At 68.8% G+C, this 18,499-nt stretch carries 17 protein-coding genes; 13 read left to right on the forward strand and 4 right to left on the reverse strand.

The genetic code is table 11. The features are described from left to right. Positions 1 to 2 precede the first annotated feature (2 nt). Genes ACFV2O_RS28485 through nuoN form a run of 12 tightly spaced genes read left to right on the forward strand, consistent with a single transcriptional unit; the run spans position 3 to position 15,409 of the window. Positions 3 to 557, forward strand: a complete 555-nt coding sequence (locus tag ACFV2O_RS28485; RefSeq protein WP_040866749.1) for an NADH-quinone oxidoreductase subunit B family protein — start codon at positions 3 to 5, stop codon at positions 555 to 557. Beyond that, complete coding sequence (locus ACFV2O_RS28490) at positions 554 to 1,330, forward strand: NADH-quinone oxidoreductase subunit C (protein ID WP_379254448.1); 777 nt, start codon at positions 554 to 556, stop codon at positions 1,328 to 1,330. The genes ACFV2O_RS28485 and ACFV2O_RS28490 overlap by 4 nt, the downstream gene beginning before the upstream one ends. Continuing rightward, positions 1,330 to 2,655, forward strand: coding sequence for an NADH dehydrogenase (quinone) subunit D (gene nuoD / locus ACFV2O_RS28495; RefSeq protein ID WP_379254450.1), 1,326 nt, complete (start codon positions 1,330 to 1,332; stop codon positions 2,653 to 2,655). The genes ACFV2O_RS28490 and nuoD overlap by 1 nt, the downstream gene beginning before the upstream one ends. After that, positions 2,652 to 3,419: an NADH-quinone oxidoreductase subunit NuoE gene (nuoE, locus tag ACFV2O_RS28500; RefSeq protein WP_379254452.1), complete on the forward strand. Its 768-nt coding sequence runs from the start codon at positions 2,652 to 2,654 to the stop codon at positions 3,417 to 3,419. The genes nuoD and nuoE overlap by 4 nt, the downstream gene beginning before the upstream one ends. Then, positions 3,416 to 4,738, forward strand: a complete 1,323-nt coding sequence (gene nuoF, locus ACFV2O_RS28505) for an NADH-quinone oxidoreductase subunit NuoF (protein WP_379254453.1) — start codon at positions 3,416 to 3,418, stop codon at positions 4,736 to 4,738. The genes nuoE and nuoF overlap by 4 nt, the downstream gene beginning before the upstream one ends. Continuing rightward, entirely contained in the window at positions 4,735 to 7,272 is a 2,538-nt protein-coding gene (locus tag ACFV2O_RS28510; protein WP_379254454.1) for an NADH-quinone oxidoreductase subunit G, read from the forward strand. The genes nuoF and ACFV2O_RS28510 overlap by 4 nt, the downstream gene beginning before the upstream one ends. Next, positions 7,265 to 9,157 (forward strand): NADH-quinone oxidoreductase subunit NuoH, encoded by a 1,893-nt coding sequence (gene nuoH / locus ACFV2O_RS28515; RefSeq protein ID WP_379254455.1) that lies wholly within the window; start codon positions 7,265 to 7,267, stop codon positions 9,155 to 9,157. The genes ACFV2O_RS28510 and nuoH overlap by 8 nt, the downstream gene beginning before the upstream one ends. Next, positions 9,154 to 9,984, forward strand: coding sequence for an NADH-quinone oxidoreductase subunit J (locus ACFV2O_RS28520; RefSeq protein WP_355074000.1), 831 nt, complete (start codon positions 9,154 to 9,156; stop codon positions 9,982 to 9,984). Before nuoH ends, ACFV2O_RS28520 begins: the two co-directional genes overlap by 4 nt. Next, complete coding sequence (gene nuoK, locus ACFV2O_RS28525) at positions 9,981 to 10,280, forward strand: NADH-quinone oxidoreductase subunit NuoK (protein ID WP_355074002.1); 300 nt, start codon at positions 9,981 to 9,983, stop codon at positions 10,278 to 10,280. The genes ACFV2O_RS28520 and nuoK overlap by 4 nt, the downstream gene beginning before the upstream one ends. Position 10,281: 1 nt before the next feature. Continuing rightward, positions 10,282 to 12,168 (forward strand): NADH-quinone oxidoreductase subunit L, encoded by a 1,887-nt coding sequence (gene nuoL / locus ACFV2O_RS28530; RefSeq protein WP_379254457.1) that lies wholly within the window; start codon positions 10,282 to 10,284, stop codon positions 12,166 to 12,168. After that, positions 12,165 to 13,787 carry an NADH-quinone oxidoreductase subunit M gene (locus tag ACFV2O_RS28535; protein WP_379254459.1) on the forward strand — a complete coding sequence of 541 codons (1,623 nt, stop codon included), beginning with the start codon at positions 12,165 to 12,167 and terminating at the stop codon, positions 13,785 to 13,787. Before nuoL ends, ACFV2O_RS28535 begins: the two co-directional genes overlap by 4 nt. Beyond that, positions 13,784 to 15,409, forward strand: a complete 1,626-nt coding sequence (gene nuoN, locus ACFV2O_RS28540) for an NADH-quinone oxidoreductase subunit NuoN (protein ID WP_379254461.1) — start codon at positions 13,784 to 13,786, stop codon at positions 15,407 to 15,409. Before ACFV2O_RS28535 ends, nuoN begins: the two co-directional genes overlap by 4 nt. A gap of 70 nt (positions 15,410 to 15,479) precedes the next feature. Here nuoN and ACFV2O_RS28545 read toward each other — a convergent pair whose 3' ends face one another. Genes ACFV2O_RS28545 through ACFV2O_RS28555 form a run of 3 tightly spaced genes read right to left on the reverse strand, consistent with a single transcriptional unit; the run spans position 15,480 to position 17,094 of the window. Beyond that, positions 15,480 to 16,307: a helix-turn-helix domain-containing protein gene (locus tag ACFV2O_RS28545; protein ID WP_379254463.1), complete on the reverse strand. Its 828-nt coding sequence runs from the start codon at positions 16,305 to 16,307 to the stop codon at positions 15,480 to 15,482. Between the two features lie 5 nt (positions 16,308 to 16,312). After that, positions 16,313 to 16,861: a DUF6879 family protein gene (locus ACFV2O_RS28550; RefSeq protein WP_355074012.1), complete on the reverse strand. Its 549-nt coding sequence runs from the start codon at positions 16,859 to 16,861 to the stop codon at positions 16,313 to 16,315. Then, on the reverse strand, positions 16,861 to 17,094 hold the full coding sequence (locus ACFV2O_RS28555; protein WP_355074014.1) for a hypothetical protein: 234 nt from the start codon (positions 17,092 to 17,094) through the stop codon (positions 16,861 to 16,863). Before ACFV2O_RS28555 ends, ACFV2O_RS28550 begins: the two co-directional genes overlap by 1 nt. 250 nt (positions 17,095 to 17,344) lie before the next feature. On the opposite strand from ACFV2O_RS28555, the gene ACFV2O_RS28560 reads away from it, so the two are divergent. Next, positions 17,345 to 17,587 carry a helix-turn-helix domain-containing protein gene (locus ACFV2O_RS28560; RefSeq protein ID WP_159929549.1) on the forward strand — a complete coding sequence of 81 codons (243 nt, stop codon included), beginning with the start codon at positions 17,345 to 17,347 and terminating at the stop codon, positions 17,585 to 17,587. A gap of 37 nt (positions 17,588 to 17,624) precedes the next feature. On the opposite strand, the gene ACFV2O_RS28565 is transcribed toward ACFV2O_RS28560, so the two are convergent. Beyond that, on the reverse strand, positions 17,625 to 18,455 hold the full coding sequence (locus ACFV2O_RS28565) for an alpha/beta fold hydrolase (RefSeq protein WP_379254464.1): 831 nt from the start codon (positions 18,453 to 18,455) through the stop codon (positions 17,625 to 17,627). Positions 18,456 to 18,499 lie beyond the last annotated feature (44 nt).

An 18,499-nucleotide genomic window follows, 5' to 3' on the forward strand; every position in this document is an offset into this window, starting at 1 on the left:
ACATGGGTCTCGAGGAAAAACTGCCCAGCGGCTTCCTGCTGAGCACCGTCGAGGATTTCGCCGGATACCTTCGCAAGGGCTCCCTGTGGCCGGCCACCTTCGGGCTCGCCTGCTGCGCCATCGAGATGATGGCCACCGGCGGGGGCCGTTTCGACATCGCCCGCTTCGGCATGGAGGCCTTCCGCGCCTCGCCGCGGCAGGCCGATCTGATGATCGTCGCGGGCCGGGTGAGTCAGAAGATGGCTCCGGTGCTGCGCCAGGTCTACGACCAGATGACCGAACCCAAATGGGTGCTGGCGATGGGCGTCTGCGCCTCCTCCGGCGGGATGTTCAACAACTACGCCATCGTGCAGGGCGTGGATCACGTGGTGCCGGTGGACATCTACCTGCCCGGCTGCCCGCCCCGGCCGGAGATGCTGCTGAACGCGATCCTGGCATTGCACGCCAAGATTCAACAGATGCCGCTCGGCGTCAACCGCGAGGAGGCCATTCGCGCCGCCGAACAGGCCGCGCTCGCCTCGACGCCGACCATCCGGATGGAGGGTCTGCTGCGATGACCTTCGACACCCCCGACGACACCGAAACACCGCCCGCGCACGACGCGATCGATGCCGCCGCCACCGCGGGCCCCGAAGGCACACTGCCCGAAGAGGATTCCAGGCCGGCGGAGGCCGACGTGATCGGCGTGCGCCGCGGCATGTTCGGTGTCACCGGCACCGGCGACACTTCCGGCTACGGCCGCCTGGTCCGCCCCGTCACCCTGCCCGGTGGCACGCCCGCCCCCTACGGCGGGTACTTCGACGAGCTGGTCGCCGCGCTGCACGCCGCGCTCGCCGCCACCGGCGCCCGCTCGGACGCCGCGCTGGAGAAGGTGATCGTCTTCCGTGGCGAACTCACTCTGCACGTGCGCCGGGAACATCTGCCCACGGTGGCCCGCGCGTTGCGCGACGATCCCGCGCTGCGATTCGAGCTCTGCCTCGGCGTCAACGGCGTGCACTACCCGGCGGACTCCGGCCGTGAACTGCACGCCGTCTACCACCTCATGTCGATCACGCACAACCGCCGTCTACGCGTGGAGGTCTCCGCACCGGACGCGGACCCGCACATCCCCTCGCTCTACGAGGTGTATCCGACCACCGATTGGCATGAGCGCGAGACCTACGACTTCTTCGGCATCCGGTTCGACGGGCACCCCTCGCTGACCCGGATCACCATGCCGGACGACTGGCGCGGTCACCCCCAGCGCAAGGACTACCCGCTCGGCGGGATCCCGGTCGAATACAAGGGCGCGCGCATCCCGCCGCCCGACGAGCGGAGGGCATACAGCTGATGAGCGACACCGACACCGAACCCGAGGTCACCGCGCCCGAGCCCGCCACGGTCACCGTCGCAGGCCAGGACTGGGACCAGGTGGCCGAGACGCTGTCCGGCGCGGGCGAAGAACGCATCGTCGTCAACATGGGTCCGCAGCATCCGTCCACCCATGGTGTGCTGCGCCTGATCCTCGAGATCGAAGGCGAGACGGTCACCGAGGCCCGCTGCGGAATCGGCTACCTGCACACCGGGATCGAGAAGAACCTCGAATTCCGCAACTGGACCCAGGGCGTCACGTTCGTCACCCGGATGGACTACCTGTCGCCGTTCTTCAACGAGACGGCGTACTGCCTTGGCGTGGAGAAACTGCTCGACATCACCGAGCAGATCCCCGAGCGCGCCACGATCGTCCGCGTGCTGCTGATGGAGCTCAACCGCATCTCCTCGCACCTGGTCGCCCTGGCCACCGGCGGCATGGAGCTCGGGGCGTTGACGCCGATGCTGTTCGGCTTCCGCGAACGCGAGCTGATCCTCGACGTGTTCGAGACGATCACCGGCCTGCGGATGAATCACGCGTTCATCCGCCCCGGCGGCCTGGCTCAGGACCTCCCCGACAACGGCGTCACCAAGGTGCGCGAACTGCTCGCGCTGCTGCCCGAACGGCTGCGCGATATGGAGCGCCTGCTCACCGCCAACCCGATCTGGAAGGCCCGCACCCAGAACATCGGCTATCTCGACCTGCAGGGCTGCATGGCCCTCGGCATCACCGGCCCGGTGCTGCGCGCCACCGGCCTGCCCCACGACCTGCGCAAAGCCCAGCCCTACTGCGGCTACGAGAATTACGAATTCGACGTCCCCATCACCACCGGATGCGACTGCTACGGCCGCTACGTCATCCGGGTGGAAGAGATGAAGGAATCGCTCAAGATCGTCGAGCAGTGCCTGGACCGGTTGCGGCCCGGCCCGGTCATGATCGACGACAAGAAGATCGCCTGGCCCGCCGACCTGCAACTCGGCGCCGACGGACTCGGCAACTCTCCCGAGCACATCGGCAAGATCATGGGCAGGTCCATGGAGGGCCTGATCCACCATTTCAAGCTGGTCACCGAAGGCATCCGCGTTCCGGCCGGCCAGGTGTACGCGGCCGTCGAGTCACCGCGCGGCGAGCTGGGCGTGCACATGGTCAGCGACGGCGGCACCCGGCCCTACCGCGTGCACTATCGCGACCCCTCGTTCACCAATCTGCAAGCGGTCGCGGCGATGTGCGAGGGCGGCATGGTCGCCGACGTCATCGCCTCGGTCGCCAGCATCGACCCCGTCATGGGCGGAGTGGACCGATGAACCCGGCAACAGACGGCGATACCCCGAACGGCGGCTACGGGACCGGTGGCACGCGGGTCCTGCTGAAGCTCAGCGCCCGGCCCGAGCCGTACCAGCCCTTCGTGCGCGAACGGCTCGAAACCGACGCCAAGGAGATCATCGCGCGCTATCCGCATCCGCGCTCGGCGCTACTGCCCCTGCTGCACCTGGTGCAGTCCGAGGAGGGTTGCGTCACCGGCACCGGAATCGAGTTCTGCGCCGAGCAATTGGGCTTGACCGGCGCCGAAGTCACCGCGGTCGCCACCTTCTACTCGATGTTCCGGCGCACACCGACCGGCGACTACCACGTCGGCGTCTGCACCAATACGCTCTGCGCGGTCATGGGCGGCGACGCCATCCTCGCCGCACTCGAGCGCCACCTCGGCATCGGGCACGGCGAGACCACCGCGGACGGATCGATCACGCTGGAGCACGTCGAGTGCAACGCGGCCTGCGACTTCGCGCCGGTCGTCATGGTCAACTGGGAGTTCTTCGACAACCAGACCCCCGAGTCCGCGCGGGCGCTGGTGGACGCGCTGCGAGCCGGACAGCAGGTCACCCCGACCAGGGGCGCGCCGCTGTGCACGTTCAAGCAGACCGCCCGCATCCTCGCCGGTTTCCCCGATGAGCGCCCCGGTGTGCTCGACGGCGCGGCCGGTGACGCGACACTCGCCGGCCTGCGGGTGGCCCGCGAACAGGGCATGCGCGCCCCCACGCCGGAAGAGGACGCGGAGGGCAGGCGATGACGCTCACCCCGGTGCTGAGCACCTACTGGGACGATCCGCAGTCCTGGACGATGGACACCTACCTGCGCCACGACGGCTACCAGGCGCTGCGTACCGCCCTGCGGATGGACCCGGATCAGATCATCCAGACCGTCAAGGACGCGGGCCTGCGCGGGCGCGGCGGCGCGGGCTTCCCCACCGGCATGAAATGGAGTTTCATCCCGCAGGGGCCCGGTCCCGACGGTGTCACCAAGCCGCACTACTTGGTGGTGAACGCCGACGAATCGGAACCAGGCACCTGCAAGGACATTCCGCTCATGCTGGCCGCCCCGCACGCGCTGATCGAAGGCGTCGTCATCGCCGCCTACGCCATCCGCGCGGCGCACGCGTTCATCTACGTGCGCGGCGAGGTGGTTCCGGTGCTGCGGCGGCTACAGGCCGCGGTGGCCCAGGCCTACGAGGCGGGCTTCCTCGGTCACGACATCCTCGGCTCCGGCTACGACCTCGAGCTGATCGTGCACGCGGGCGCGGGCGCCTACATCTGCGGTGAGGAAACCGCACTGCTGGACTCGCTGGAAGGGCGCCGCGGCCAGCCTCGGCTGCGCCCGCCGTTCCCCGCCGTCGCGGGTCTGTACGCCTGCCCGACCGTGGTGAACAACGTCGAGTCCATCGCCAGCGTGCCGCCCATCATCCGCAACGGCATCGCGTGGTTCCGCTCCATGGGCAGCGAGCGCTCGCCCGGCTTCACGCTCTATTCGCTGTCGGGTCACGTCACCCGGCCCGGGCAGTACGAGGCCCCGCTGGGCGTGACGCTGCGCGAACTACTCGGCTACGCCGGTGGCGTGCGCGCCGGGCATCGGGTGAAGTTCTGGACTCCGGGCGGCTCGTCCACGCCGCTGTTCACCGAGGAACACCTCGACGTCCCGCTCGACTACGAAGGCGTCGCGGGTGCGGGATCCATGCTCGGCACCAAAGCCTTGCAGATCTTCGACGACACCACCTGCGTGGTGCGCGCCGTGCTGCGCTGGACGGAGTTCTACGCCCACGAGTCCTGCGGCAAGTGCACCCCGTGCCGGGAGGGCACCTACTGGCTGGTGCAGCTGCTGCACCGTATCGAGGCGGGCACCGGCGTCGCATCCGACCTGGACAAGCTGCTCGACATCAGCGACACCATCAACGGCAAGTCGTTCTGCGCCCTCGGCGACGGCGCGGCCAGCCCGATCATCTCCTCGCTGAAGTACTTCCGCGAGGAGTACGTCGAACACCTGCGGCTGGGCCGCTGCCCGTTCGACCCGGCGCGCAGCACGGCATGGGCCGAGTCAGGAGAAGAGGTCCGATGAAACCGGTATCGCGGAGCGATTCGATCAGGGGTGGCGGCCGGGCGGCGAACGGGCCTGCCGCCGTGCGTGACAACAACGGCGGGCCCGCGCCCGCCGACCTGGTGACCGTGACCATCGACGACACCGCCGTCAGCGTGCCGCCCGGCACACTGCTGATCCGGGCCGCCGAGCTCATCGGCATCCAGATCCCCCGCTTCTGCGACCATCCGCTGCTCGACCCGGTCGGCGCATGCCGTCAATGCCTGGTGGAAGTCGAAGGGCAGCGCAAGCCGGTCGCCTCCTGCACCATGGCCGTCGCCGACGGCATGGTGGTGCGCACCCAGCTCACCTCCCCCGCCGCCGACAAGGCGCAGGAGGGCGTGATGGAGCTGCTGCTGATCAACCATCCGCTCGACTGTCCGGTGTGCGACAAGGGCGGCGAGTGCCCGTTGCAGAATCAGGCGATGTCCACCGGCCGGGCCGAAAGCCGGTTCGACGGCCGCAAGCGCACCTATCCCAAACCGATTCCGCTGTCCACGGCCGTGCTGCTGGACCGGGAACGCTGTGTACTCTGCGCCCGCTGCACCCGTTTCTCCCAGCAGATCGCGGGCGACCCGTTCATCGAACTGATGGATCGCGGCGCGCTGCAACAGGTCGGCACCGCGCAGGCCGAACCGCTGGACTCCTATTTCTCCGGCAACACCGTGCAGATCTGCCCCGTCGGCGCGCTCACCGGCACCGCCTACCGATTCCGCGCGCGCCCGTTCGACCTGGTGTCCAGCCCGAACGTCTGCGAGCACTGTGCCTCCGGCTGCGCCCAGCGCACCGACCACCGGCGCGGCAAGGTGTTGCGCAGGCTGGCCGGAGACGACCCGCAGGTCAACGAGGAATGGAACTGCGACAAGGGCCGGTGGGCTTTCGCCTACGCCACCGGACCCGACCGGCTCACCACCCCTCTGGTGCGCGGCTGGGACGGCGAACTCGCCCCCGCCTCGTGGTCGCAGGCGCTGGCCGCGGCCGCGGAGGGGCTGGCCGCGTCCTTCGGCAACGCCGGCGTGCTGGTCGGCGGACGGGTCACCGAGGAGGACGCCTACGCCTACGCGAAGTTCGCGCGAGTCGCCCTCGGCACCAACGACGTCGACTTCCGCTCCCGCGCGCATTCTGCCGAGGAGGCCGATTTCCTCGCCGCCCGCGTCGCGGGCCAGGACGGCGCGGTCACCTACGACAGCATGGAAGCCGCACCGGTCGTCCTGCTCGTCGGATTCGAACCCGAGGAAGAGTCGCCGATCGTCTACCTGCGGCTGCGCAAAGCGGCCCGCAAGCGCGGCCTGCCGATCTACTCGCTCGCGCCGTACTCCTCGCGCGGGCTCGAGCGCATGTCCGGACGGCTGATGCGCGCCGTGCCGGGCGCCGAACCGCATCTGCTCGACGCCATCCGCACCGGCGAGATCACCACGCCCGGCGCGGATCCCGCCCAGCTGGCCGATCTGGCCCGGCTGCTGCGCGAACCCGGTGCGGTGATCATGGTCGGCGAGCGGATGGCGGGCGTCGCGGGCGCGCTGTCGGCCGCGGTGCGCCTCGCCGACGAAACCGCGGCCGCCCTCGCCTGGGTGCCGCGCCGGGCAGGCGAACGTGGCGCGGTCGAAGCGGGCGCCATGCCCGGCCTGCTTCCCGGCGGCAGGCCCGTCGCCGATCCCCGTGCCCGCCAACAGGTCCGGGCTGTCTGGAACGTGCCGGAGCTGCCCGTCGGCGCGGGCCGGGACACCACGGCGATCCTGGAGGCCGCCTCCGGCCTCGGCGCGCTGGTCATCGGCGGAGTCGATGTCGCCGACCTGCCCGACCCGGCCGCAGCGCTGGCCGCGATCGACGCGGCCAGGTTCGTGGTGAGTCTGGAACTGCGCCGCAGCCCGGTCACCGAACGCGCCGACGTGGTCTTCCCGGTAGCCGCGGCCATGGAGAAGTCCGGCACCTTCCGCACCTGGGAGGGCAGGCCGCGCCCGTTCGCCGCCGCGCTCGGTGACGACATGGTGCGCCGCCAGACCGCGCCGCTGTCGGATCAGCGCGTGCTGCACGCCATCGCCGAGGAGATGTCGGTGCGCCTCGGCCTGCCCGACATCGAATCCGTCCGCGCCGAGCTCGCCGAACTCGGCGCGTGGGACGGCGCACCCGTCACCGCCCCCACGCACCCGTCGAACCCGTTGCCGCGGCTCGAGCCGGGAACGGCGGTGCTCGCCAGTTGGCGCATGCTGCTGGACGAAGGCCGGATGCAGGACGGCGAACCGAATCTGGCCGGTATCGCCCGGCCCCCGGTGGTGCGCCTGTCGGCGGCCACCGCCGCCGAGATCGGCGTACAACCCGACGACCCGGTCACGGTCGCCACCAGCCGCGGCACGGTCACGCTCCCCCTGCTGATCAGCGACCTGCCCGACCGGGTGGTCTGGCTGCCGCAGCACTCGCCCGGCTGCTCCATCGCCGAGCAACTCGCCGTGCAGCCCGGCGCGATCGTGCATCTGCGGCACGCCGACGAGAGGATGAAGGAGCACCGTCATGAGTGATCTCGCCGCGCTCGCCTTGACCTCCACGGTTACCCACGCCGCCTCCGATCCCTACGCGCCCGCCGGCTTCGGGCACGACCCTTTGTGGCTGGTGATCGTCAAGGCGCTGGCCGTCTTCGTCTACCTGATGCTGATTCCGCTGATCGCCGTGCTCGCGGAACGAAAGATCGTGGCACGCATGCAAATGCGGATCGGCCCCAACCGGACCGGGCCGTTCGGCTCGTTGCAGAGCATCGCCGACGGCGTGAAGATGGCCCTCAAGGAAGACATCGTCCCGGCGATCGTGGACAAGCCGATCTACATCCTGGCGCCGGTCATCTCGGTGGTGCCCGCGTTCATGGCGTTCGCGGTGATCCCCTTCGGGCCCGAGGTGTCGTTCTTCGGTGTCATGACGCCGCTGCAGCTCACCGATCTGCCGGTGGCGGTGCTGTACATCCTCGCGATCACCTCCATCGGCGTCTACGGCATCGTGCTGGCCGGATGGTCGTCGGGCTCGACCTATCCGCTGCTGGGCGGGTTGCGCTCGACCGCGCAGGTCATCTCCTACGAGATCGCGATGGCGCTGTGCTTCGCGACGGTGTTCCTGCTCGCGGGCACCATGGCCACCTCCGGCATCGTGTCCGCGCAGGAAGGCACCTGGTATGTCTTCCTGCTGCTGCCGTCGTTCCTGATCTACTGCGTCTCGATGGTCGGAGAGACCAACCGGGCGCCGTTCGACCTGCCGGAGGCCGAGGGCGAGCTGGTCGGCGGCTTCCACACCGAGTACTCCTCGCTCAAGTTCGCCATGTTCATGCTGGCCGAGTACGTCAACATGGGAACGGTGTCCGCGCTGGCCACCACCCTGTTCCTGGGTGGCTGGCACGCCCCGTGGCCGCTGAACATGTGGGACGGCGCCAATTCCGGTTGGTGGCCGGTGCTGTGGTTCACCGCGAAGGTCTGGACGTTCCTGTTCGTGTTCATCTGGCTGCGCGGCACACTGCCCCGGCTGCGCTACGACCAGTTCATGAACCTCGGTTGGAAACTGCTGATCCCGACCTCCCTGGCTTGGGTCATGGTGGTGGCCACCGCACGGGTGTTGCAGGCCGAGGGCTATCGGGTGCAAACCCCCATCCTGGTGATCGGCGGCTTGGTGGTCACCGGTCTGCTGGTGCTGCAATTCCTGCGGGCGGGCCGGGCGCAGGCGGCGCCGCCACCGGTCGAGCAACCCGTGACCGCGGATTCCCCCGAGTCGACGGTCTTCCTCGGCTTCCCGGTTCCGCCGCTGCCCGCCGACGCGCACACACGCGACGCCACCCGCACCAAAGCCGGGCTGTTCGATCCACTGGGCGGGTTCGCGGTCACCGCGGGCACCATGTTCAAGAAGCCGAACACCGAGTTCTATCCCGAGCAGAAGACGCCGACCGCGCCGCGTTACCACGGCAGACACCAGCTCAACCGGCATCCCGACGGCTTGGAGAAGTGCATCGGCTGTGAGCTGTGCGCATGGGCCTGCCCCGCCGACGCGATCTACGTCGAGGGCGCCGACAACACCGAGACCGAACGATTCTCGCCTGGTGAACGATACGGCCGGGTCTATCAGATCAACTACCTGCGCTGCATCGGCTGCGGCCTGTGCATCGAAGCCTGCCCCACCCGGGCGCTGACGATGACCAACGACTACGAGATGACCGATGACAACCGGGCCGACCTGATCTACGAGAAGGACCGATTGCTCGCCCCGTTGCAGCCCGGAATGACCCCACCGCCGCACGCCATGCACCCCGGCGCCGACGAGGCCGACTACTACCTCGGCCGGGTGCCCGGCGCGCCTGCCACCAGCGGTGCCACGGCGACCGACGCGCTCCGCAAGCCCGCCGCCGCCGGCGCGGAAGGAGTGACACGATGACCGAACTGATCCTGGCCGCGGAGCCACTGACTCGCGCATCCACCGGCGAGACCGTCCAATTCTGGATCCTCGCCCCTATCGCCGTGCTCGGCGCGCTCGGCATGGTGTTCGCCCCCAAGGCCGTGCACTCCGCACTGTGCCTGGCCGCGACGATGATCGCGCTGGCCGCGTTCTACATCGCCCAGGACGCACTGTTCCTCGGCATCGTGCAGATCGTGGTCTACACCGGCGCGGTCATGATGCTTTTCCTGTTCGTGCTGATGCTCGTCGGCGTCGACTCCGCCGAATCGCTCAAAGAGACCATCCGCGGCCAGCGACTCGCCGCCGCTGCGGTCGGCATCGGCTTCGGGCTGCTGCTCAGCGGCGGCATCGCCCACGGCGTACGCGAATCCGGAACCACCTTCCCCGCCAACGGTTTCCCCGGCCGCAACGTGATCGCCGAATTGGCCGAACTGATCTTCCTGCGCTACGTGTGGGCCTTCGAACTCACCGGCGCCCTGCTGATCACCGCAACCATCGGCGCCATGGTGCTCGCGCACCGCGAGCACTTCGGCCCCCGCACCGATCAGCGTGAACTGTCGCGCCGCCGCTTCCGCGAGAAGGGCCACCGCGCCACACCACTGCCCACCCCCGGCGTCTACGCCAGGCACAACGCGGTGGACATCCCCGCGCGGCTGCCCGACGGGTCGTTCGAGGAACTGTCGGTCAGCACCATCCTGCGGCACCGCCGCACCAGGGCGCTCACCGAAGCGGCCGTCATCTCGGTCGGCACCACGCCCGCGGCGGACGCGGCCGACACACCCAGCGACGAGGAAGGCAACCGGTGAATCCCGAGAACTACCTGTTCCTGTCCGCCCTGCTGTTCACGATCGGCGCGGCCGGAGTGTTGCTGCGGCGCAACGCCATCGTCGTGTTCATGTGCATCGAGCTGATGCTCAACGCGGTGAACCTCGCGTTCGTCACCTTCGCCCGGATGCACGCCAACCTCGACGGACAGGTGTTCGCGTTCTTCACGATGGTGGTCGCCGCGGCCGAGGTGGTCGTCGGCCTGGCCATCATCATGACCATCTTCCGCACCCGCCGCTCGACCTCGGTCGACGACGCCAACCTGCTGAAGTTCTGACGTGGACACCGCAACGCTGTGGCTGCTGCCCGCCCTCCCCCTGGCGGGCGCGATCGTCCTGCTGCTGACCGGACGTTACGCCGACAAGTGGGGCCATCTGCTCGGCACCGCGCTGGCCCTGGCCTCGTTCGTGGTCGCCGCGCTCGCGTTCGCCGACATGCTCGGACGCGACACCGCCGACCGCGCGGTGCGCGAGGATCTGTTCAGCTGGGTTCCGGTAGCCGGTCTGCAGGTCGACTTCTCGCTGCGACTCGATCAGCTGTCGATCTGTTTCGCGCTGCTGATCACCGGCGTCGGCTCGTTGATCCACATCTACTCGATCGGCTACATGAGCCACGATCCGGCTCGGCGGCGGTTCTTCGCCTACCTGAACCTGTTCCTCGCGGCCATGCTGCTGCTGGTCTTGGCGAACAACTACCTCGTGCTCTACCTCGGCTGGGAGGGCGTCGGCCTGGCCTCCTACCTGCTGATCGGGTTCTGGCACGAAAAGCCCTCGGCGGCAACGGCGGCCAAGAAGGCCTTCGTCGTCAACCGGGTCGGCGACATGGGCTTGGCGATCGCGATGATGGTCATGTTCGCGACGTTCGGGTCGATCGACTTCGACGTCGTGTTCGGCGCCGCGTCCGCCGCGGGCGAGGGCACACTCACCGCGATCGGCCTGTTGCTGCTGCTGGCCGCGTGCGGCAAGTCCGCGCAGGTGCCGCTGCAATCCTGGCTCGGTGACGCGATGGAAGGCCCCACCCCGGTGTCGGCGCTCATCCACGCGGCGACCATGGTCACCGCGGGCGTGTACCTGATCGCGCGCTCCAACGCGATCTTCGACCTCGCACCGAACGCGCGCCTCGGCGTGGTGCTGGTCGGCGCGGTCACCCTGCTGTTCGGCGCGATCATCGGCTGCGCGAAGGACGACATCAAGAAGGCGCTCGCCGCCTCCACCATGAGCCAGATCGGCTACATGGTGCTGGCCGCCGGACTCGGCCCCGCCGGATACGCCTTCGCCATCATGCACCTGCTCACCCACGGGTTCTTCAAGGCCGGGCTGTTCCTCGGCGCCGGTTCGGTGATGCACGCGATGAACGACGAAACCGACATGCGCCGCTACGGCGGACTGCGCACCCTGCTGCCGATCACCTACGTCACCTTCGGCCTCGGCTACCTCGCCATCATCGGTGTTCCGCCGTTCGCCGGATTCTTCTCCAAAGACCGGATCATCGAGGCGGCGTTCAACCAAGGCGGTCTCGGTGGAGTCGCGCTGGGATTGGTCACGCTGCTGGGCGCGGGCCTGACCGCGTTCTACATGACGCGGGTCATGCTGATGACGTTCTTCGGCGAACGGCGCTGGAAACCGGACACCCACCCGCACGAAGCCCCCGCGGTGATGACCGGGCCGATGATCCTGCTCGCCCTCGGCTCGATCGGGGCGGGCGCGGTGTTCGTCTTCGGCTCCTCGCTGCAGAACTGGCTCGAACCGGTCGTGGGCGCCCACCACGGCACCGAAACCGTTCCCGCGGCGCTGGTCACCATACTGGCGCTGGGCGTGGTCGCCGTCGGAGTCTGGGTGGCCTACTCGCAGTACGCGCAGCGCGACATCCCCGAGACCGCACCCGAAGCCGTCTCCGCGCTCACCGTCGCGGCGCGCCGCGACCTCTACGGCGACGCGGTCAACGAAACGGCGTTCATGCGGCCGGGACGGTACCTCACCCGGGCGCTGGTATTCCTCGACAATCGCGGCATCGACGGCGTCGTGAACGGCACCGCGGCGCTGATCGGCGGGTTGTCCGCACGAGCCCGGCGTGTGCAGTCCGGCTTCGTGCGCTCCTATGCCCTGTCCATGTTCACCGGCGCGGCCCTGGTGGCCGCAGCCCTGCTGGCGGTGAGGTTGTGGTGAGCGAGTTCCCCTGGTTGACGACGCTGTGGCTGGCACCGGTCGTCGGTGCGGCGATCGTGCTCGTGCTGCCCGCCGCGCGACGCACGCTCGCGCGCGCGGTGGCACTGGCCTTCTCGGTGCTCACGCTCGGTATCGGCATCGCGCTGGCGGTGCGCTTCGATCCCGGCGGCGCGCAATACCAGTTCGTCGAATCCCATCAGTGGATTCCGGCGTTCGGCGCCGGCTACACCCTCGGACTGGACGGCATCGCACTGGTGCTGGTGCTGCTGACCGCGGCACTGGTGCCCCTGCTGATCCTGGCGGGCTGGCACGACGAACGCGAAGTCGGCAGCGGCAAGCGGGTGGCCCACACCTACGTCGCGCTCATCATGCTCGTCGAGGCGATGGTGCTGGTCTCCTTCGTCGCCTTGGACATCCTGCTGTTCTACGTCTTCTTCGAGGCGATGCTCATCCCGATGTACTTCCTCATCGGCGGGTTCGGGCCGCGTACCGGCGACGCGCTGGTGCGCAGGCAGCGCTCGCGCGCGGCGGTGAAGTTCTTGCTGTACAACCTGTTCGGCGGGTTGATCATGCTGGCCGCGGTCATCGGGTTGTACGTACTCACCGCCCGCGAAGGTTTGGGCGAAGGGTCCTCGGGCACGTTCGATTTCCGCACCGTGGTCGCCGCCGCCAACGCCGGGCAGCTCGGCGCGGGTCCCGCGGTGCTCAATGCCCTGTTCCTCGGGTTCATGTTCGCTTTCGCGGTGAAGGCGCCCTTGTGGCCGCTGCACACCTGGCTGCCCGACGCCGCCGTCGCCGCCACGCCTTCCAGCGCGGTGCTGATGATGGCGGTGGTCGACAAAGTGGGCACCTTCGGCATGCTGCGCTACTGCCTGCCCCTGTTCCCCGACGCGTCGAGCACCTACGCGCCGCTGGTGATCACGCTCGCGGTGATCGGCATCGTCTACGGCGCGCTGCTGGCCATCGGGCAGACCGACGTGATGCGCCTGATCGCCTACACCTCGATCTCCCACTTCGGTTTCATCATCCTCGGCGTCTTCGCCATGACCAGCCAGGGTCAAACCGGCGCGACGCTGTACATGGTCAATCACGGCATCTCCACCGCCGCACTGTTCCTGGTGGCCGGATTCCTGGTGTCCCGGCGCGGAACCCGGCTCATCGCCGATTACGGCGGCGTGCAGAAGGTGGCCCCGGTGCTGGCGGGCACGTTCTTCATCGCCGGTCTCGCGACGCTGTCGCTACCCGGGCTCGCACCCTTCGTCAGCGAATTCCTCGTGCTGATCGGTACCTTCACCCGCTACCAGTTCGCCGCCGTGATCGCCGCGAGCGCGCTGGTGCTCGCTGCACTCTACGTCCTGTGGCTCTACCAGCGGATGATGACCGGACCGGTGAAGAAGGGCAACGAGCGGATCTGGGATCTCGCCCCGCGCGAACTCGCCGTCGTGATACCGCTGATCGCCGCGCTGCTGTTCCTCGGCATCTACCCGAAAGTCTTGACCGACTTCATCAATCCCGCGGTGAGCCAGACCCTCACCACCATCGGCCGGACCGACCCCGCACCGTCGACACCACCGGCGGAAGCGGGATCGACCCACCATCCCGGAGGTGTCCACAAATGACCGACCTCGCCTCCACCGCGACGCTCGCCGCGAGCGTTCCCGCGCCGAGCATCGAATACGGCGCCCTGTCCCCCATGCTCATCGTGTTCGGCGCCGCCGTACTCGGTGTACTGGCCGAAGCGTTCGTCGCCCGGCACTACCGCTATGCCACCCATCTGGTACTGAGCGTGGTCGGCTTGGTCGCCGCGCTGATCGCGGTGGTGCTGCTGGCGGGCACCGAATCCACCGCTGTCGCCGGTGCGGTCGCGATCGACGGCGTGACGCTGTTCCTGCAGGGCACGATCCTGGTGGTGTCGCTGCTCGGGATTCTGTTCATCGCCGAGCGCGGAGCCGAGCCGCGTCTGCGGGCGCGGTCGGGCCCCGGAACCTGGAGCCGAGCCGCCGCCACCCTCGAACGCGGCGTGGACGCGTTCACGCCCCAGGCCTCGGCGGTGCCCGGCAGCGCGACCGAAGCCGCGGCGCTGCGCGCGGGTGTCGCGACCACCGAGGTGTTCCCCCTGACGCTGTTGGCCGTCGGCGGCTTGCTGCTGTTCCCGGCGTCCAACGACCTGCTGACCATGTTCGTCGCCCTCGAAGTGCTGTCGCTGCCGCTGTATCTGCTGTGCGGTCTGGCCCGGCGCAAGCGGTTGCTCTCCCAAGAGGCGGCGCTGAAGTACTTCCTGCTCGGCGCGTTCTCCTCGGCGTTCTTCCTCTACGGCGTCGCGCTGCTGTACGGGCAGGCGGCTACGGTGCGACTCGGCGGCATCGCCGACGCGATCGCCCAGCATCCGGACAACGCGACGCTGGCGGTCCTCGGGATCGCGATGCTCGCGGTCGGCCTGCTGTTCAAGATCGGCGCGGTGCCGTTCCAGTCCTGGGTGCCCGACGTCTACCAGGGCGCTCCCACCGCGATCACCGGGTTCATGGCCGCCGCTACCAAAATCGCGGCGGTCGGCGCGTTGGTGCGTGTGCTGCAGGTCGCGGTGCCCGGTCTGCGCGACGACTGGCGGCCCATCCTCGCGGCCGTCGCGATCGCCACCATGGCCGTCGGCGCGGTCATGGCGATCACGCAGACCGACGTCAAACGAATGCTCGCGTATTCCTCGGTGGCGCATGCCGGGTTCCTGCTCACCGGCCCGGTGGCGGCCAACGACCGCGGTGTCGCGGCCGTGCTGTTCTATCTGCTGGCTTACGGAATCGGCACACTCGGCGCGTTCGCGGTGGTCAGCTCGGTCCGCGAGCCGGACGGTGACGAGGCCACCGGCCTGCCACGGTGGGCTGGGCTCGGCCGCAGGTCACCCTGGCTGGCAACGGTATTCGCGCTGTTCCTGCTCTCCTTCGCGGGGTTGCCGCTCACCAGCGGCTTCGTCAGCAAGTTCACCGTCTTCGAGGCCGCCGCTTCGGGCGGCGCGGCGCCACTGGTCGTCATCGGCGTGATCTGCAGCGCCGTCGCGGCGTTCTTCTACCTGCGGGTCATCGTGCTCATGTTCTTCACCGACCCGCCCGCCGACGCGCCGGTGCTGGTCAGCCCGCCGCTGACGACGACGATCGTGGCGGTCACCGCGGCGATCACGTTCGCGCTCGGTGTCTTTCCGCAGCCGTTGCTCGACCTCGCCGAGCAGGCGGCGACGTTCGTTCGCTGACCGGCCCGCTCGCCCCGATGCCGCCGCACGACCGCGGCGGCATCGTCGTCTCACGGCTGGCTCGATGCACTCAGGCGCCGCGCCGGCCTTGCAGCGCTTTCGCGATCAGCGCCCGGGCGCGATCGCCGTACTCGGCTTGGTCGGCAAGGATCGCGAAGGTCTTCTCGTGCAGCGCGATCTCGGACGGGCGCGTGATGGTCAGCTCCGCCGAGACCGTCTCGGTCAGCACCTGTGAGCGGTCGTAGATGACGAAGTTCGTCGCGGGGGCGCGGTACTCGGCGCAGATCGGGATGATGCCCAACCGCACAGTCGGGTTGGCCATCACCGCGAGCAGGTGGGCGAGCTGCTCGGCCATGACGCTCGCGTCGCCGACCGTGCGCCAGAGCGCGGCCTGGTTGACCACGAAGTGGAACCGGTGTTTCGCCCGGAAGAGCACCTGCTTACGGGTCATGCGCGCGGCCACCGCTTCTTCCAGGTCGTCGCGCCCACCGGTCACCGCGATGCAGGCGGTCAGGATCGCGCGCGCGTAGCCCTCGGTTTGCAGCAGGCCCGGCAACGTGTCCGGCGCGTACCAGCGGATCTGCGTGGTCTGCGATTCCAAATGGATCGATTGCCGTTGCCTGCGCGCGTGCCCGGAGGCGACGGTGCGCTGCCATTCCAGGTACATCGACTGTAGATTGCGCGCATTGGCGACCAGATCGTCCAGCACGGCGGTGTTACCGCACGCTTCACACCACGCGGCGAGGTCCGCTTCCGACGGCGTCTGCTTGCCGCCCTCGATCCGGGAGACCTTGCTCGAATGCCAGCCGCACCTCGCGGCCAGCTCCAGGCCGGTGAGGTGGGCAGCGCGACGAAGTTCACGCAGGCGCGCGCCCAGCACCTCGCGTGCGTCCGACACACCGTTCACTCGGGTACGTGCTCACTCTCGCAATATCGTTGATGATCGATGCCCATGGGCCACAGCCGTTCCCGCACCCGCAGGTACCGGGCGACCAGCGCCGGATCAGTACTGATCGACAGCCCGGTGAACGCCCCGTTCTCGGCGAAGGTGTTGAAGGCCACCGTGTCCGAGTCGAACAGCCAGTAGTCGTCGTGCGGCAGATCCGCCGCGTCGACCAGATGCCGCGGTAGCCAGCGCACCGCCTCGCCGGTGGCGATGTTGTCGTCGGTCGCCGACAACAACCACCGGGTGTAGCCGGTATGCGGGACCGTCACGACACGTAGTCGCTCCAGCGTGACTCCGCGGGTGGCCGACTCGACCATCAGAGCATCCCAGGCTTTCCACGACTCGGGCTGTTCCTCTCGCTCGTACGCTACTCCGGCATCGAAGCGGCGCAACGCTTCCTGCTCGTCCTCCATCAGGTACTGATCTCTCACCTCCAAGTGGAAAGCGCGGAATCGAGCCGCCCGAAAGAGCGGCTCGAAACAGCGGTCACCGGCGACGTGCAGCATCAGCGCACCACCACGGCGGTTTCGTGACAGTCGAGGGTCAACTGGGCGAGCAGTTCGGGGTCGGTGACCGGTTCGCCGGCCACCAGCACCGAACCGCAGGTTCCACTCGGCTCCACCCGTAGCCACATGCCTGGTTCCAGCCAGTCCAGCAATTGGTGCGGTACACGCACCGTGCCCGTGCGGTCGGTGGCATCGCCCTGCACCACGAGCACGCCGGTGTCGGTCGCATACACGGCGGGGCAAGCTCCATGGTCGGATCCGGATCCGAGAAGTCGCAGGTTCATAGCTGATCCTTTGCGAGAGCTGGCGGACGATGTCGTGCAATCGTCCCCACCGGACCCGATGCCGGTCAACGCACTTCGCAAAGTCGCGCAAAATGTGGGCGGCGGTATCGGTGTGGCTTCTACCGTCGATTCGGCAGCCCGGGCCACCGCGCCGATGTCGGTCCCGGGCTGCCTTCTCCTCGAGGGAAAGGGCCGCGACATGATGAGACGCCCCAGGACTGCCGCCGATTTCGCGGTGCTGGGTGTGCTGGCGCCGGGCGGGTTGCTCACTGTGGAGCAGCTGGCGCAGCAGGCGCGACTGACCGCCTGGTCGGTGCGCAGCGCATTGCTGCGCCTGCAGTCGCGCGGTTTGATCATGGACTGCCAGCACCGCGGCCGCTGGGCCATCACGCCGCGCGGCCGCGGCGAGTGGGCCGCGAAGGGCCGCAGATTCACGTTGTGAGCCGGATCCCGAGACTTCGCAGGCGACTCCAGCCGATTCAGGACTTGTCGAGGATTTCGCGCAGCCGGTCGGCGAAGGCGCCGGGATCGTCGACGAATCCGGTGTGTCCACCGGGGAACAGCGTTGGCGTCAGGTCGAGCGCCGCGGCGAGCGCGCGCGAGGTGCGATCACAGAATTGCCCGGCGGATTCCGCGCCGATACCGATGACGAGACGAGTGGACGCGTGGCGCAGGGCGCGGATATCGGGTTCCCAGGTGGTGGTGCCGCGGATCTCGTGGGCGAACCAGTAACGTTCACTGGCCAGCTGCCGCGGGTCGCGCTCCGGGCCGAACATCTGCTCGAGCACCGGCTCGGGCATCGCAATGTTCGCGGCCGCGAAGAACTTCCGCCAAGCGCCGAGCACGTCGCCTCGGGCATAGGTGGCGACGAGGTCGTCGGTCGCGGCTCGATGCGCGTCCCGGTCGGCGATCAGCGCGTTGATCGGTGGTTCGTGCGCGATCGCCGTAGTGACGAGATCAGGACGAGACTGGGCGAGTGCGAGCGCGGTCACCGCACCGCCACTGGAACCGAAGACCACGGCGGGCCCGGCGTCGACGTGCGCGATGAGCCGGACGAGGTCGTCGGCGCGCAGTTCCGGCGTCGAGTCCTCTTCGGCGTCCTTCAGCGTGGAACCTTGGTGCCCACGCGGGTCGGTGGTGAGCACGGTGTGGTCCACGGCGAGCAGATCGGCCAACGGCGCGAACGCGGCGGCGTCCATCGGCGCGCCCGCCAGTACGACCAGCGGGCCCGCGCCACGCAGTTCGTAGTACAGGTGCGCACCCGGGACGTCGAGGGTCCGCGCGGTGACCGCGGACGGCAGATGGGTCATGGGTTCTCCTCGTGCAGTCGGTTCCCTCTTCGGAATGCGGACGA

This window comes from Nocardia sp. NPDC059691, assembly GCF_042733915.1.
Classification (GTDB): domain Bacteria; phylum Actinomycetota; class Actinomycetes; order Mycobacteriales; family Mycobacteriaceae; genus Nocardia; species Nocardia sichangensis.

Coding starts and splice junctions, on each gene's coding strand:
- ACFV2O_RS28485 (WP_040866749.1), top strand. CDS start 3: ATGGGTCTCGAGGAAAAACTGCCCAGCGGCTTCCTGCTGAGCACCGTC.
- ACFV2O_RS28490 (WP_379254448.1), top strand. CDS start 554: ATGACCTTCGACACCCCCGACGACACCGAAACACCGCCCGCGCACGAC.
- nuoD (WP_379254450.1), top strand. CDS start 1,330: ATGAGCGACACCGACACCGAACCCGAGGTCACCGCGCCCGAGCCCGCC.
- nuoE (WP_379254452.1), top strand. CDS start 2,652: ATGAACCCGGCAACAGACGGCGATACCCCGAACGGCGGCTACGGGACC.
- nuoF (WP_379254453.1), top strand. CDS start 3,416: ATGACGCTCACCCCGGTGCTGAGCACCTACTGGGACGATCCGCAGTCC.
- ACFV2O_RS28510 (WP_379254454.1), top strand. CDS start 4,735: ATGAAACCGGTATCGCGGAGCGATTCGATCAGGGGTGGCGGCCGGGCG.
- nuoH (WP_379254455.1), top strand. CDS start 7,265: ATGAGTGATCTCGCCGCGCTCGCCTTGACCTCCACGGTTACCCACGCC.
- ACFV2O_RS28520 (WP_355074000.1), top strand. CDS start 9,154: ATGACCGAACTGATCCTGGCCGCGGAGCCACTGACTCGCGCATCCACC.
- nuoN (WP_379254461.1), top strand. CDS start 13,784: ATGACCGACCTCGCCTCCACCGCGACGCTCGCCGCGAGCGTTCCCGCG.
- ACFV2O_RS28550 (WP_355074012.1), bottom strand. CDS start 16,861: ATGCTGCACGTCGCCGGTGACCGCTGTTTCGAGCCGCTCTTTCGGGCG.
- ACFV2O_RS28560 (WP_159929549.1), top strand. CDS start 17,345: ATGATGAGACGCCCCAGGACTGCCGCCGATTTCGCGGTGCTGGGTGTG.
- ACFV2O_RS28565 (WP_379254464.1), bottom strand. CDS start 18,455: ATGACCCATCTGCCGTCCGCGGTCACCGCGCGGACCCTCGACGTCCCG.